17 protein-coding genes are annotated in these 14,367 nt (G+C 73.0%); 5 read left to right on the forward strand and 12 right to left on the reverse strand.

Annotated features, from left to right (window positions below):
• Positions 1 to 361: 361 nt before the first annotated feature.
• Positions 362 to 1,261, reverse strand: coding sequence for a serine hydrolase (locus AB0F52_RS46695; protein WP_360185431.1), 900 nt, complete (start codon positions 1,259 to 1,261; stop codon positions 362 to 364).
• Positions 1,258 to 2,127 (reverse strand): LysR family transcriptional regulator, encoded by an 870-nt coding sequence (locus tag AB0F52_RS46700; protein WP_360185434.1) that lies wholly within the window; start codon positions 2,125 to 2,127, stop codon positions 1,258 to 1,260. The genes AB0F52_RS46695 and AB0F52_RS46700 overlap by 4 nt, the downstream gene beginning before the upstream one ends.
• Before the next feature lie 111 nt (positions 2,128 to 2,238).
• Here AB0F52_RS46700 and bla point away from each other — a divergent pair, with 111 nt between their 5' ends.
• The gene (bla, locus tag AB0F52_RS46705) at positions 2,239 to 3,150 is read left to right on the forward strand and encodes a class A beta-lactamase (RefSeq protein ID WP_360185437.1); all 912 of its coding nucleotides are present in this window, start codon (positions 2,239 to 2,241) and stop codon (positions 3,148 to 3,150) included.
• Here bla and AB0F52_RS46710 read toward each other — a convergent pair.
• The 6 genes from AB0F52_RS46710 to AB0F52_RS46735 all read right to left on the reverse strand — a co-directional run bounded on the left by AB0F52_RS46710 (position 3,147) and on the right by AB0F52_RS46735 (position 7,937).
• Positions 3,147 to 3,770, reverse strand: a complete 624-nt coding sequence (locus AB0F52_RS46710) for an NAD(P)H-dependent oxidoreductase (protein ID WP_360185440.1) — start codon at positions 3,768 to 3,770, stop codon at positions 3,147 to 3,149. The genes bla and AB0F52_RS46710 overlap by 4 nt on opposite strands.
• A 50-nt stretch (positions 3,771 to 3,820) precedes the next feature.
• A complete protein-coding gene (locus tag AB0F52_RS46715; RefSeq protein ID WP_360185443.1) occupies positions 3,821 to 4,069 on the reverse strand; it encodes a hypothetical protein in 249 nt (82 codons plus the stop codon).
• Between the two features lie 86 nt (positions 4,070 to 4,155).
• Entirely contained in the window at positions 4,156 to 5,421 is a 1,266-nt protein-coding gene (locus AB0F52_RS46720; protein ID WP_360185446.1) for a helix-turn-helix domain-containing protein, read from the reverse strand.
• A gap of 29 nt (positions 5,422 to 5,450) precedes the next feature.
• Entirely contained in the window at positions 5,451 to 6,113 is a 663-nt protein-coding gene (locus AB0F52_RS46725) for an alpha/beta hydrolase (protein ID WP_360185449.1), read from the reverse strand.
• 22 nt (positions 6,114 to 6,135) lie between these two features.
• Positions 6,136 to 7,251 carry an NAD(P)/FAD-dependent oxidoreductase gene (locus tag AB0F52_RS46730; RefSeq protein ID WP_360185452.1) on the reverse strand — a complete coding sequence of 372 codons (1,116 nt, stop codon included), beginning with the start codon at positions 7,249 to 7,251 and terminating at the stop codon, positions 6,136 to 6,138.
• Positions 7,248 to 7,937, reverse strand: a complete 690-nt coding sequence (locus AB0F52_RS46735; RefSeq protein WP_360185455.1) for a TetR/AcrR family transcriptional regulator — start codon at positions 7,935 to 7,937, stop codon at positions 7,248 to 7,250. Before AB0F52_RS46735 ends, AB0F52_RS46730 begins: the two co-directional genes overlap by 4 nt.
• 427 nt (positions 7,938 to 8,364) lie before the next feature.
• Between AB0F52_RS46735 and AB0F52_RS46740 the strand changes: the two genes are divergently transcribed.
• Positions 8,365 to 8,808: a DoxX family protein gene (locus AB0F52_RS46740; RefSeq protein WP_360185458.1), complete on the forward strand. Its 444-nt coding sequence runs from the start codon at positions 8,365 to 8,367 to the stop codon at positions 8,806 to 8,808.
• Here the strand turns inward: AB0F52_RS46740 and AB0F52_RS46745 are convergent.
• Positions 8,805 to 9,323, reverse strand: a complete 519-nt coding sequence (locus AB0F52_RS46745; RefSeq protein WP_360185461.1) for a VOC family protein — start codon at positions 9,321 to 9,323, stop codon at positions 8,805 to 8,807. The two genes, AB0F52_RS46740 and AB0F52_RS46745, sit on opposite strands and share 4 nt — an antisense overlap.
• A 68-nt stretch (positions 9,324 to 9,391) precedes the next feature.
• Positions 9,392 to 10,027, reverse strand: coding sequence for a helix-turn-helix domain-containing protein (locus tag AB0F52_RS46750; protein ID WP_360185464.1), 636 nt, complete (start codon positions 10,025 to 10,027; stop codon positions 9,392 to 9,394).
• Positions 10,028 to 10,077: 50 nt separating this feature from the next.
• Here AB0F52_RS46750 and AB0F52_RS46755 point away from each other — a divergent pair, with 50 nt between their 5' ends.
• The 3 genes from AB0F52_RS46755 to AB0F52_RS46765 all read left to right on the forward strand — a co-directional run bounded on the left by AB0F52_RS46755 (position 10,078) and on the right by AB0F52_RS46765 (position 12,332).
• Positions 10,078 to 10,524 carry a nuclear transport factor 2 family protein gene (locus AB0F52_RS46755; protein ID WP_360185466.1) on the forward strand — a complete coding sequence of 149 codons (447 nt, stop codon included), beginning with the start codon at positions 10,078 to 10,080 and terminating at the stop codon, positions 10,522 to 10,524.
• A 343-nt stretch (positions 10,525 to 10,867) separates the two neighbouring features.
• Positions 10,868 to 11,737, forward strand: coding sequence for an alpha/beta fold hydrolase (locus AB0F52_RS46760; protein WP_360185469.1), 870 nt, complete (start codon positions 10,868 to 10,870; stop codon positions 11,735 to 11,737).
• Positions 11,738 to 11,741: 4 nt separating this feature from the next.
• Complete coding sequence (locus tag AB0F52_RS46765; protein ID WP_360185472.1) at positions 11,742 to 12,332, forward strand: helix-turn-helix domain-containing protein; 591 nt, start codon at positions 11,742 to 11,744, stop codon at positions 12,330 to 12,332.
• A 189-nt stretch (positions 12,333 to 12,521) separates the two neighbouring features.
• Here the strand turns inward: AB0F52_RS46765 and AB0F52_RS46770 are convergent, their stop codons facing one another.
• Together AB0F52_RS46770 and AB0F52_RS46775 are read right to left on the reverse strand one after the other, a co-directional pair.
• Complete coding sequence (locus AB0F52_RS46770) at positions 12,522 to 13,070, reverse strand: dihydrofolate reductase family protein (RefSeq protein ID WP_360185474.1); 549 nt, start codon at positions 13,068 to 13,070, stop codon at positions 12,522 to 12,524.
• Between the two features lie 104 nt (positions 13,071 to 13,174).
• A complete protein-coding gene (locus AB0F52_RS46775; protein ID WP_360185477.1) occupies positions 13,175 to 14,302 on the reverse strand; it encodes a S1 family peptidase in 1,128 nt (375 codons plus the stop codon).
• Positions 14,303 to 14,367: the final 65 nt, after the last annotated feature.

A 14,367-nucleotide genomic window follows, 5' to 3' on the forward strand; every position in this document is an offset into this window, starting at 1 on the left:
GAGGGCGGCCGGGTTGCGGCCAGCCGGATGGTCGGCGGGTTTCGGGGGCGCGGCCGGTGGACAAGGTTGCTGCCGGACCGGGTGGTCGGCGGTTTTCGTGGCGCGACCGGTCGGCAAGGTTGCTGCCGCGCGGGGTGGTCGGCGGGTTGAGGGCGGCCGGGTTGCGGCCGGCCGGGTGGTCGGCGCCTTCGCAGCCCAGCCGGAGCAGCGAAACTGCGCCCCAGCCAGGCGGTCGGCGCCTTCCGAGCGCGGCCAGGGCAGCGAAGCTGCGCCCAGGCCAAGCGGTCAGCAGCTCGCAGCGTGGGCGGAGCGGCAAGATTGCTCCCAGCCCAGCCGGAGCAGCGAAATCGCGCCCCCTTCCTCAACCTCCGCGCAGCTCGTCGCGCAAGGCGCGCGCCACCCGGGTCATCAGGACCTCCGCCTCCGGCTGGACCGCCGCCGGCACCCTCGACTCCGTCAGCGCCACCACCGCGAACACCCCGCCGTCCGCGTGCTCGACCACGCCCATCTCGTGCCGCAAGTTCAGCAACGTTCCCGTCTTCGACGACCACCGGGCCGCGTCGGAAGCGAACTCGGGGGTCAACCGGTGGCGGATCACGTTGTTCGCCATCAGCTCCCGCACGCCCGCGGCCACCGCCGGGTCGATCTTCGACGGGGTCCACAGCGCTTCCAGCAGCGAGAGCAGCGCGCGGGCCGACGCCGAGTTCGCGCGGGTGACGTCGAGCTGGGGAAGGCGGTGGCCCTGGCCCGCCGTCGACGCGCCGATGGCCAGCGCGTGGGCCAGGTCCGCCTCGCCCGCGTCGAACCGCTCGGCCGGGGTCTGCACCAGGTCGCGCATGAGGTGGCGCACCGCGATCCCGGGAATGCCCCACTCCGCCAGCGTTCGCGTGATCTCCGGCGGCGGCGTCAGTCCGAACAGGACGTCCGCGGCCGTCCCGTCGCTCAGGGACGTGCTCAAGTACACCAAGTCGCCGACAGCCACGCGCGCCGGGTGGCGGAAGCGGGTCAGGCCGGTCGGCCCGGGGGTCGTGACGCTGCCGGGCGGTACCTCCAGCTGGGTGGCCGCGGCGAGCTCGCCCCGGCGGATGCGGTCCAGGGTGACCGCCGCCAGGGGGACCTTGACCAGGGAGGCGATCGGGTACTCGCGGTCCGGGTCGATGCCGAGTTCGGCGCCCGAGCGCAGGTCGCGGACCAGGAACGAGCCGCGCAGGCCGCCCTCGTCCAGGGCCGCGCGCAGGTCGCGGACCAGCGAGGCGGTCACCGGCCGGCTCCGAGGCACCGGCCGACCGCCGCGCGCAACGTCGTCCGGAGCCGGTCCGCGTCCTCGGCCAGTGCCGCCGTGACGTCGAAGCCGCGGGCCGGCGCCAGCTCGCCGATCGGGCGCCAGGACAACCCCAGGTCCTCCGCCTGCGCCACCGAGCACAGCAGCAGGTCCTCGGACGCGAACACCTCCGCGGCCGCCGACGTCAGCGAATCGGCCACCGCCACCTGGGCCGGGGACAGGCCCACCGCGTCCCGCACCCGCAGCACCCGGTCGCGGACGTGCGGGACGTCGTCCTCCGGCTGGATCCAGACCCGCCGCCGCACGCCGGTGGACCGGCCCACCCGCAGCGTCTCCAGGTGCACGACCCGGCTCGGCGAGGGCGCCACGCCGGCGACGCCCAGCGGGACCGCCCACACGCCTTCCTCGGCCGGGACCGCCGTGAGCGCGGCCCGCACCTCGTTCGTGCGGGCCAGCTCGGCCCGCTCCCCCGGCCCCGCCGCGCGGAACTCGAGGTGGATCTCGCATGCCCGGGCTTCGGCGGCGAGCCCGGCGAGCTCCCGCACCCCGCACGTCGCCGGCACGGCCACCCGCACCGGCCGCAGCCGGGCCCGCTTCGCGTCGTGCTCCATCGCCTCGGCCAGCTGCACCAGCCGGCGGGCCGAGGGCAGCACGTCCCGGCCGAACGGCGTGAGCCGCGCCCGGCGGGTCGAGCGGTCGAAGAGCCGCTCCCCGAAGTGCCGTTCGAGCGCGGCGATGCGGCGGCTGGCGACCGGCTGCGGGATCCGCGCGAGCGCCGCGCCGGCCGTGAAACTCCCCGTCTCGCTCACGCTCACGAACGCCCTGCAGCCGCCGACCAGGTCCACGACCTCATTTTATGCCGGTTCGGCATCAAACCGCACAGTTCCGTCTTGGACAGCATGAGCGAACGTCGTGAGACTGCGGAGGACGATCAAGAAAACCGGAAGGAAGTCTTCGTGCCGTTCCCCCGAGCCAGGTGGGCCGCGCTCGCCGCGCTGCTCCTCGTCCCACTGACCGCCTGCACGGCGGAAACGCCGCAGCCGGCACCGACGTCGGCCGCGGCCCCGGTCGCGGCACCGGCAGCAGCACCGCAGCCGGACTTCGCCCCGCTCGAACGCAGCTTCGACGCCCGCCTCGGCGTGTACGCCCTCGACACCGGCTCCGGCCGCGAGATCGCCCACCGCGCCGACGAGCGCTTCGGCTACGCCTCGGCGCACAAGGCGTTCTCCGCCGCCGCCGTGCTCCAGCGCACCGGCATCGAAGACCTCGCGAAGGTGCTGACCTACCGCCGAGCCGACCTGCAGGAGAACTCCCCCGTCACCGAGAAGCACGTCGACACCGGCATTTCGCTGCACGACGCGATCGACGCGGCGTTGCGCTACAGCGACAACACCGCCGCGAACCTGCTGTTCCAGCAGCTCGGCGGGCCGCCGGGACTCGCCGCCGCACTGCGCGCGATCGGCGACACGACCACCCACGTCGACCGGACCGAACCCGCACTCAACGACCTCGCTCCGGGCGACATCCGCGACACGAGCACCCCGCGCGCGATGGCCGGCACCCTGCGCACCTTCGCCCTCGGCGACGCGCTGCCCCCGGAGAAGCGCACCATGTACACGGACATGATGCGGGCCAACAAGACCGGCGCGACCGTGATCCGGGCGGGCACGCCGGCCGGCTGGGCCGTCGCCGACAAGACCGGCACCGGCGAATACGCCACGCGCAACGACATCGCGGTCGTCTGGCCGCCGGGGCGGGCACCGATCGTCCTCGCGATCATGTCCAGCCGTCAGGCCGAGCACGCCGAGCACGACGACCGGCTCATCGCGCAGGCCGCGAAGCTGGCCCTCGACGCCTTCCGGAGCTAACCGAAGAGGCGCCGCACCTCCGACGAGACGTCGTCGAGCCACGCGGCCCGCTGCGCCGCGCCGGCGTCGGCCACCACCCGCAGCACCAGCCGGTGCACCTCCGGCTCCCCGAGGTAGGGCGCGAGGCAGCGCCGCCAGATCGCGTCCAGCGGGTCGCCGAACAGCGTCCGCTCCCGCTCCTCCGTGGTGTCCGAGGTGTTGACGACGAGCAGCCGCCGCAGGGACAGGAGCGACTCGGGTGCGCCGCCGGCGTCGTCGAGCCGGTAGGCCACGCCGGGGACGAGGATCCGGTCGAGCCAGCCACTGAGGATCGCCGGTGGCTTGCCCCACCAGTTCGGGTGGATCGCGACGAGCCCGCCCGCGGTCCCCAGCTCTTCCCGGTGCCGCCGCACGAGCGGGTCGGGTTCGGCGGCGAGGAACTCCTCCGCCCGGGTCCCGCTGGTGTAGGCCTCTTCCGCGGTCAGGACCGGGTCGAAGCCTTCGGCGTACAGGTCGTGGAACCGCACCGGCACCCCGGCCCGGTCCAGTGCTGCGACCACTCGCGAAGCGAGCGCGTGGTTGAAGCTGCCGGGCCGCGGGTGGGCGAGCAGCACCACCACCGGCTTGTCGTCGATCACCATGATCGCGCCATCCTGCCACGGCGGCCCGCAGCCGAGCCCCGCGAAGGGGTTCAGCCCGCGTTGGCCAGGAAGCCCTGTCCCGGCGGGGCGCTGCGCACCAGGCACGCGTGGCACGGCATGCCGCACAGCCCGTCGAGCACCTCGGCTTCGCCCGGGAAGATCGCCTCGCCGCACAACGCCGTCAGGTGCTCCGGCACCGGGCCGGCGGGCACCGGGATCAGGTGGCAGACGCGTCTGCTCTCGCCGACGACGCCTCGGCGTAGCCGCACCAATGCGAGCATTCCACCGTTCTCACCCATAGCCGGAAAACTAGGCCAAAAGGCGGATCAAGGCTTCGTGCCCGCGACCCAACGATCTTGGGCACCGGTGGTCCGGGACACCAAAGTCACGCCGGGGAGAGCACCGCCGAGCCCAGCCGGCGGCACAGGGCGAGCGCCAGCTCGACGTCCAGCCGGTCCTCGCCGAGGCCGCGCGGCAGCAGCTCCTGCGCCTTGCGGACGCGGTACTGCACCGAGTTCTTGTGCATCGTCAGCTCCGCGGCCGCCGCCGTGTAACTGCCGCCGGTCGTCAGGAACACCCGCAGCGTCTCGCGCAGCCGGCCGCCGTTCTCGTCGTCGGCGGCCAGCGGCCCGAGCGTGCTCGCGACCCACAGGCGGGCCGCGTTCAGGTCGCTCGTCATCAGCGCCACCGTGCCGACCTCCCGGAAGGTCAGCACGCGGTCGCAGTGGTCCCCGGCGGCCAGCGCCAGTGCGTGCACCCGGCGGGCCTGCTGGTGGGTGTCGCGGAAGCCGGCGACCCCCGTGCCCGGGTCGCCGACGGTCACCCGCACGCCGGCTTCGGCTTCGGCGAGCGCCGCGTCGAGGAGGGCCCGGCCGATCGTCGCGCCCGGCGCGAGCGGCAGCCACACCCAGGCGCTGGCCTCGTCACGCGGCACGAACAGCGGACGGCCCTGCCCGCGGACGCGCTCGAACACCGCGCCCGTGACCGACTCCAGCAACGACAGCGCGTCGTCGACGAAGGCCTCGGAGGCGTGCCAGACGATCATGCCCACGTGCGTGCCGCGCAGGCGGTAGCCGATCACCGCCTCCGCGGCGTCGACGTCGGGCGGCTCGCCGTTCCCGTCGAGCAGGTCCGCCACCTTCGCCGCCCGCGCGGCACTGCGGTTGAGCAGCCAGCGGTCGCGTTCGTCCTGGTAGATGCCGACGAGCTGGCGGACGACCCGGGTGATGAACTCGTAGGCGACCCGCAGCAGCCGGCGCATCATGGCGCCGAGCAGGGCCGCGTCGTCGACCAGCCGGATGCACTCCTGGAACCCGAAGTCGAGCATCGCGGCCTGCCCGAGGTCGTACGCGCGGATCAGGTCGAACACCGGGGTGCCGCGCTGCGCCAGCCGGCGCGCGTACTCGACCGCCGCGGCCGGCGGCTCGACGCCGGCCGGGTCGATGCCGTGCCGGAAGATCTGCAGCGCGGTCTCGATGTTCTGGTACACGCTCGCCGACAGCAGGCTCACCATGCGCTCGTCGTCGTTGACCAGCTGCGGCAGATCGGTGGCGTACAGCTGGACCAGCTCGCCGGTGAGTTCGCCCGCACGGCCCTCGAGGGTGGCGGCGATCTGCCGGATGCGCTCCGAGACGACTTCTTCGTCCACCATGGAGCCACCTTAGGGGGTGGCACCTCAAGCTAGGCGAGGAACTCGTCGATCAAGTCGAACGTCCTTTCCGGAGCCTGCAGCGCCGGCTGGTGCCCGGCGCCCGCCACCACCTCGAACCGTGCGTCGGCGAAGGCGGCCGCGTACGCCTTGCCGAACGCCGGTGGGACGACGACATCGTCTTCGCCCCAGATCAGCAGGGCCGGGACCCGGACCCGGGCGAGGCGGCGCAGCAGCTTCGGGTCGGCGAGGTCCGGACCGGCGTAGGTCCGCATCGCGGCCAGATCGGCCGGGTCGGGGCCCGGCGCACCGGGCGGCGGCTGCGGCAGCCGCACCGGCTGTCCCGCGATCTCCGGCCCGATGGCGTCGAGCAGGACGAGCCGGCCGAGGCGGCGGCCGCGGTCCCGCACCGCCAGTTCGGCCGCGACCCAGCCACCGAAGGAACTGCCCACCACGACGACGTCCGCCAGGCCTTCGTCGTCGAGGAGGTCGAGGTAGGCCAGGGCGAGGTCGTCGACGCCGGTGAACGCGGCCGGGCGCGGGGTGCCCGACCAGCCCGGGTGCGTCGGTGCCAGCACCCGGGCACGCGACGCGAAGTGCTCGACGATCGAGGTGACGCTGCGGGGTCCGGCGCCACCGTGGAGGACCAGCACGGCGCGGTCGCCGCCGCCGGTGTCGAGGAGGTCGAAATCCATGAGCTTCCTTCCGTAAGTCCTGTCAGTCCTGTCGGCCCTGCGTGGCGAAGCGCGTCATCTGCTCGACCATCGCGTCGGGGGCGCCGGCGGCGAAGCACGCTTCGAGGTTGTCCGCCGAGGCCCGGGCGGCTGCTTCCGCCCGGGGGAACATCGCGGTTTCGTAGGCTGAGAGAGCGCTTTCGACGTCGTCGTGGTCCGCCAGCGCGAGGGCCAGCTCGGTGGCGTCGAGCATGGCGAGGTTCGCGCCCTCGCCGGCGAAGGGCGACATGAGGTGCGCGGCGTCGCCGAGCAGGGTCACCCCCGGCACCCGCGCCCAGCGGTGCCCGACCGGGAGAGCGTGGATCGGCCGCGGGATCAACGGACCCTCGCTGTCCGCGACGAGGGCCCGCAGGCCCGGGGCGAAGCCGGCGAAGGCGTCGAGCAGCCGGTCCCGCTCGGCCAGCCCGGTGACGGCGCCGGCGTCCTCCGTGCGGATCGCGGCGTACACCCGGATCCGGCCGCCGCCGGTGCGCTGGGCGATCAGCCCCTTCCCTTCGGCGAGCGCGAACATCGACCCCGGCCCGACCAGTGCGGCCACCGCCGGGTGCCGGACGTCCACCTCGGACAGCCGGGCCTCCACGAAGGACAGCCCGGAGTAGCGCGGCACGGCGCCGGAAAGCACCGGCCGGACCTTCGACCAGGCGCCGTCCGCGCCGACCACCAGGTCCGCTTCCAGGACGTCGCCGGTGGCCAAAGTGACCTTCCCCGGCGACACCGCGGTCACCTTGGTGCCCCAGCGGACCACGCCCTCCGGCAGCGACCCGGCCAGGATCCGCTTGAGGTCGCCGCGATCGACCTCCGGCCGCGTCCCGCCGCCCTCGCCGGGGCCTTCTTCGAACCGGACGGCACCGTGGCGGTCGAGGATGCGCAGCGCGTCGCCCTCTTCGCGGGCGACGGCGCGGAATTCGGCCGTCAGCCCGGCTTCGGCCAGCGCCCGCTGGCCGGACTCCTCGTGGAGGTCGAGCGTGCCGCCCTGGTCGCGGGCGGCCGGTGTGGCTTCGAGTTCGCAGACGGTCGCCGGGATTCCGCGCGTGTGCAGGATCCGGGCCAGCGTGAGGCCGCCCAGGCCACCGCCGACGATCGTGACGGAGGCGATCATCGGGGCTCCCGGGGGCCGGGGCGCGGGGTGGCGAGCGCGCCGTTCAGCAGCGCGTCGAACGCCCACCTCGAGCGGGCGGGGCCGGGCCCGGACACCAGATCGGGGCCGAGCGCGGCGATGTGCGGGTGCGTCCGCGGCGAGACACCCGCCAGGGACTCGGTCATCTCTTCGTGTTCACGGGCGGCCCCGGGTTTCTCCCGGCGGGTGCCGTGTTCGACGGCCGTCGCCGTGGCGGTCAGCAGCAGGACGTCGACCGCCCACGCGGCCTGCCCCGGCGCCATGCCGCCCTCGTCGAGCAGCGCGAGCACCGCCTCGACGAGCGCGAGGTAGTGCGGGCCGCTCAGCCGGGTCACCAGCGCCACCCTGGCCAGGGTGGGGTGCGCAAACAGCACCGCGCGGTAGGAGTCCAGCACCGCCCACAGGCGTTCGCGCCAGTCCCCCTCCCCGGCCGGGCCGACCTCGGCGAGCAGCTCGTCGAGCACCGCGGCGTGCAGTTCCTCGGTGTCCTTGACGTAGACGTAGAGCGACGCCGCCCCGGTGTCGAGCTCCTTGGCCAGCCGGCGCATGGTGACGCGCTCGACGCCTTCGGCGCGCATCACCGCGAGCGCGGTCGCCACGATGCCCTCGCGCGTCAACGCGGGTTTCGCCGAGCGCTCCCGGCGGTTGTAGGTGCTTCCCGGAGTCATGCCCCCACCGTAACGAACATGTTCGTTACGAGCAAGTTCGTCGCGAACATGTTCGGCAGACGCGGCACCCGGGAATCAGCACATCATTCGGGTGCGTGGAATACGACATTCGGATCCACCATTTTGTTAAGTCGTCTGTTAAGCAGCCGCATCGAAAGACTCGAAAATAATCCCGAAAGAGCGCGCCGGATTATCCGGCGGTCCAGACCACTGAGGAAGATCACCCGTACGGCGGCTTTCCGTTGCGCCACAAGGCAGCGGTACCGCGACGACCAGCGAGTTAACATTTCTGAAACTCGCTTACCCGACATTTGGCGCTTGTGGCAACTCTCCACGACCGGTATATCTGGGTGACCGGAATTCGAACGCGGCCGGCCGTACCACCGGCCGGTTCGCCGCTGCCCTCTCCCCGCTCCCCGGAGGCACCATGCACCGCCTGGACCCGGCCCGAGACCACGTCCTCGGGCTCTACCGCATCGTCATCGGCTTCCTCTTCGCCTGCCACGGCCTCAAGACGCTCTTCGGCCTGTTCGGCGCGAAGTCCGCCGCCACCGTCGGGTCCTGGCCCGGCTGGTGGGCCGCGGTCATCCAGCTCGTGTGCGGCGTGCTCGTCTGCGTCGGCCTCGGCACCCGGGTCGCCGCCGTGCTCGGCTCCGGGTCGATGGCCTACGCCTACTTCTCCGTCCACCTGCCGACCGGCCTGTTCCCGATCCAGAACGGCGGCGAAGCGGCCGTTCTGTTCTGCTGGTCGCTGCTGCTCATCGCGTTCGTCGGTGCGGGCCGCTTCGCACTGGGCAACCTTTCGGTCCGGCAGCGGACTTCCGAGCCGACGCGGGAGCGCGCCACGGTCCAGAAGGTCCAGAAGGTCTAGGAGGTACGGGAGATCCCGACGCCGCTGCGCGCGTCGGGACCGTACTTCGCCAGTTCCCGCGCGAGGTCCAGTCGCCCGGTCGACGCGCCCCTCGCCCGGTCTTCGTCGGTCAGCAGCTCGCGGGGGATGAGCCAGACGACCTCGAACTCCAGCCCACTGGGGTCCTTGGCGTACAAGGACTTCGTGGTTCCGTGGTCGGCCGAGCCGACCAGCGCGCCCGCTTCGGTGAGCCGGGCGGCGAGCCGCTCGAGGTCCCCGAGGGTGTCGACCTCCCAGGCGAGGTGGTAGAGCCCCACCGAGGTCCGCCCGGCCCCGGAATCCGCCGCGGCCGCGCCGAGCTCGAAGAGGCCGAGGTCGTGGTCGTTGGCCGACCCGGGTGCCCGCAGGAACGCCGCGCCCCGGTGCGCCTCGCCGCCGTCGATGTACCCGAAACCGAGCACGTCCCGGTAGAACGCCACGCTTTCGGCCAGGTCCCGGACGTAGAGCACGGCGTGGTTCAGGCGGAAGATCGACATCGGGACTCCGTGCTGCGCGCAGTTCTATTGAAGTTTCAACTTAATGTTAAGCGCGTGTTCAGCACGGGTCAACCCACCAGGACCGAGCCCCACAGCCGGCCGAGCCAAGCCGCGTAGCGCTCGTCGGACCACTCGCGCCGCTCGACGAACTGGTGCCACAGCGTGCCGTCCGTCGTGGACCACAGCACGTCCCGGCACTCGGCTTCGGACACCCCCAGCCGCCCGGTCTCCGCGGCGGCCCTGGCGTGCTCGGCCATCGCCGCCAGCCGCTGGCGGTCGATCTCCTCGAGCATCGCCGCCGCCGCGGGCTCGCTCGCCGCCGCGCCGCGGACGGCCAGGTGCAGCAGCGCGGTCCGCCGCATCACCGCCGTGTTGAAGACGGCGAACGCGGCGAACCGGGTCCGCAGGTCGGGCTCGGCGAAGACGGCCCGCAGTTCCGGGCGTTCCAGCAGCGGCACGTCCTGGTCGTCCCCGCCCACGGCCACGTCCCACGCGCGGTGCAGCAGCGCGGGCTTGTTCTTGAACGCCGAGTAGACCGTCTCCGGAGCGACCCCGGCCTCGGCGGCGACGTCCGCGATGGTCGTCCGGCCGTAACCGCGCGTGACGAACAAGGCGTGCGCGGCGTCCAGGATCCGCCGCCGGTTCTCTTCCGCCTGCTCCCGGCGCCGGCTCGAGTCGTACTGGCGCTTGACGGGCCCGCTCATTCGATACATCCTCACTGTATTGAAAACAGTCTGACTGCATTGGAGTCATCATGCCATCACCCACCGACGCGTTCCTCGCCGAGATGCTGCCGCGGCAGACCGCCGCCGAAAGGGCCATGCACCAAGGGGACCAGGAACCGCGTGCCACCCTGTGGTCGCAGGCGGACCCGGTGAGCCTGTTCGGGGCCTGGCTGCCGATCCGCACCGGCTGGGCCGACGTCAGCGCGGCCTTCAAGCGCGTCGCGGCCCAGTTCTCCGACTCGCGCGACTACCGCTTCGAGGTCATCGCGGCCGGCGCGAGCGGCGACCTCGCCTACACCATCGGCTTCGAGCACAACACGGTGTCGCTCAACGGCACGCCGACGACGTACACCCTGCGCGCCACCCACGTGTACCGGCGCGAGAACGGCGAGTGGAAGATCGTCCACCGCCACGCCGACCGGCCCCCGGACGAACCCGCGCCCGATGCGGGGTTCACCGGGACCCACTCTCGGTAGGCCTGCCGACCGACCGGGCGACAAACCTTCGACACCGCATCGAGGCCCTGGTCAGAGCCCCCGGCGGTTCGTAGGGTGAGTCCACCGCAGGACACCGTGTCAGCTGTCCCGCGGGCGGTGGTGCCCCCGGAGCCGACCTTTCCCCGAAGCCAAGTCCCGGGGCACCACCGCATCACTCAGCGGATAGGGCCACTCTCCCACCACCAGCCCTGCGAGCCGTACGCGTACTCGTAGATGTCGGCCGCGGCCGTGGGCGCCGAGCCGCAGCGCTTCCAGCTTGCACATCAGCCGCCGGACGTTCTCACCCATTTACATACATACTCCATGTATGTAACCTGATCGCATGACGAAGCGCAGTGAGTCCCTGGGTCAGGAGCGCCGCGTCCGGCTGCCCGCCGGCGAGGTGCGGTACTCCGAGCGGGGCACGGGAGCCCCGGTGGTGTTCGTGCACGGGGTGCTGACGAACGCCGAGCTGTGGCGGAAGGTCGTTCCCGACGTCGCCGCGGCCGGGTTCCGGTGCCTGGCGCCGGATCTGCCGCTCGGCTCGCACGAGCTCCCGATGCACACCGGCGCCGACCTCTCCCCCACCGGCAACGCCGACGTCATCGCCGACTTCCTCGACGCGCTCGACCTGCGGGACGTCACGCTCGTCGCGAACGACACCGGCGGCGCGTTGACGCAGATCCTGCTCAGCCGCCGTCCGGACCGGGTCGGGCGGGTCGTGCTCACGCCGTCCGACTGCTTCGAATACTTCTTCCCGCCGATCTTCAAGGCCCTGCCGCCGCTCGCCCGGATCCCCGGGTCGATGGCGGTGCTCGGGCAGCTGCTGCGGATCCGCGCGCTGTACCCGCTGCCGATCCTCTTCGGCTGGGTCGTCAAGCGGCCGCTGCCGGACGCGGTCGCGCAGGCTTACCTCTCGCCGCTGCGGAAGTCCGCCGGGGTGCGGCGCGACCTGCGCAAGCTGCTGCGGGAAGTGCACCCGCGGCACACGCTGGCCGCCGCCGAAGCCCTGCGGACGTTCGACCGGCCGGTGCTGCTCGCGTGGGCACCGGAGGACAAGCTGTTCCCGATCCGGCTGGCCCACCGGCTCGCCGCGCTGCTGCCGGACGCGAAACTCGTCGAGGTGCCGGACTCCTACACCTTCCTGTCCGAGGACCAGCCCGCGGTGCTGGCCCGCCACGTCGTCGAGTTCGCGGGCGCCATGGCAGATTAGGCGGGTGCGACGTACCCAGCAGGACCGTTCCGCCGGCACGAAGGCCGCCCTGGTCGCCGCCGCGCGCGAGCTGTTCGCCGCCCGCGGCTACCAGGCCGTGCCGGCCGACGAGATCACCCGCGCCGCCGGGGTGACCCGCGGCGCGCTGTACCACCACTACGCCGACAAGCAGGGCTTGTTCCGCGCCGTGGTCGAGGAACTGGAACGCGAGCTGACCGAAGAGGTGCGGGCCGCGATCGCCGCCGGCGCGGACCCGCTCGCCGGCATGCTGCAGGGGCTCGGCGTCTTCCTCGACGCCTGCCTGCGCGAGGAGGTCCGCCGGATTTCGCTCACCGACGCGCCCGCCGTGCTCGGCTGGGACGTCTGGCGCGAGATCGAGGCGGAGTACGGCCTCGGCCTGCTCGTCGCCGTGCTGACCCAGGCCAGGGCGGACGGGCTGATCGTCGACATGCCCGTCCACGCCCTGGCACAGCTGGTGCTCAGCGCGGTGATGGAGGCGGCCCGGATGATCGCCGCGGCCGACGACCCGGCGCGGACGCGCGCCGAAGTCCAGCAGGTCCTCGGCGGGTGGCTGGGGAGCCTCCTGCGGACCTAGCGCGTCCGGTAGGTGCTCAGCCGGGTGATGGGTGGCTTGCCGCCGGTTGAGCCGGGGGCCGGTGATGATTGCGGAAGTGCAGCCACCCCGGGCAGGCCGTGGACCGGGCCGAAGCCTGTTCGACGATCACCTCCACCTGTCAGCACGACAGGCCGTCACCGCCCCGACCCGGGACCCCCTCCCCGGACATCACACCTGGCGCGTCCGGTAGATGCCGAGGTTCGCGGGCCCGACCTGGGTGGTCGAGACCGGATCGAAGTGCACGACGTCGTCGAAGAGCCGGCGGCCCGCCCCCACCACGGTGGGGAAGACGAGCAGGCGGTACTCGTCGACGAGGCGGTGCGCGGTCAGCTCGCGGGCGACCTCGACCGAGCCGATGACGATGACGTCCCGTTCTTCCCGCTCGACCGCGTCGGTGAGTTCTCCTTGCAACAGCGCGGAGTTTCGCCACGCGGACACGTCGTGGAGGGTTCGCGACGCCACCAGCTTGGCCGCGTTGTTGAGCCGGTCGGCGAACTCGCCCGTCCGGCCGGGCCAGAGCTTCGCGAACAGCTCCCACGTGGTCCGGCCGAACAGGAGGACGCCGGTGTCGAGCAGGGCGCCGAGCCGGAACTTGTCCCCGGACACCGCCTCCCGCCCGTGCCGGAACGCCCAGCCGCCGGCGGGTGTGCCGCCGGAGCCGTCCGGGTCTTCGACGACGCCGTCCAGGGTGATGAACTCGACGACGATCACGCTCATGGTTGCTCCCGGTGCCTGGTCGCCGCGCCCCGGTGGCGCGGCCTCACCGGTACCTACCGGCGGCGGCCGCCGGATTCATCGGCCGCCGCCGGCATGCGCACTCCCTACGCCGTGACGAGGGACACGCCGTAGGTCTGCAGGATCTCGTTGACCGGCTGGAACCAGGTCTCGCCGCCGGAACCGCAGTTGCCCCAGCCCCCGGAGGTGACACCCTGGGCCTGGTCACCGGTGATGAACGAGCCGCCGGAGTCGCCGGGCTCGGCGCAGACGTTGGTGCGGGTCATCTGGTAGACCGCGCCCTGGGCATAGTTGACGGTCTCGTTCTGGCCCAGCACCGTGCCGCAGTGCCAGTGCGTGGTCGAGCCCGAGCGGCACACCGACGTGCCGACCGGCGCGACCCAGGACCCGCGGACGAGCGCGTCGCTCACCGTCCCCCAGCCGAGCACGACCGGCGCGGTCCACCAGCCGCCACCGATCCGGATGAACGAATAGTCGTTGCCCGGGAAGGAGGAGCCGGCGAAGGTGCCCATCCACGAGCCGTCCCAGCCGACGACCGAGCTGCCCGCGCCGCCGCAGTGCCCGGCGCTGACGAACCCGCCCTGCACGGAGAAGCCGATCGAGCAGCGGGTGTTGCCGTTGATGTAGTACGGGTCGCCGCCGACGGTGCCGGCCGAGAAGGGCTCGGCGGCCGGTGCGGTCGCCACCGTGACCGGGCCGGCCTTCGCGGCCCGGGCCAGGAAGGCGTCGACGTCGGCGCCGCGCGCGCCCGGTCGCACGGTGACCACGACGCTGCCGGCGCGCGGATCGGCGCGCCAGCCGCTGACCGAGGCCGGGGCGGGTTCGGCCTTGGCCGACGCGTCGATCGCGGCCTTCGCGGCGTCGAGCTTCGCCGCACTGGTCCGGGCGGCCACGGGTTCGGCCCCGGCCTGCCGGACGGCGGCGGCCGCGCCCGGGTCGGTCACCCCGACGACCAGCTTGCCCCGCGCGGGGTCGAACCAGGCACCGCCGAACGCGGCGCCGGCGGCCCGTTGCGCACCGGGCAGCACCCGGGTGGCCGTCATTTCCTGGGTGAGCCGGGCCGACGCCTGGGCGGCGGTCAGCCCGAAGTCCCGCTGCATGGCGGCGATCAGGCCGGGCGAGGCCTGGGCGGCCGCGGGGGTGAGGGAGGCGGAGGCGAGTGACGCGGTGAGGACGGCGGCGCCGCCGAGAGCCAGGGCGATTCTTCGACGCATGGGTACTCCTCCAAGGCCGGGGGAAAGAAACACACCGTCCGCCGAGTGTGCGGTCGCGACCCGCG

Origin of the sequence: Amycolatopsis sp. NPDC024027 (assembly GCF_040638975.1) — a bacterium.
In the GTDB taxonomy this organism is placed as follows: Bacteria; Actinomycetota; Actinomycetes; order Mycobacteriales; family Pseudonocardiaceae; genus Amycolatopsis.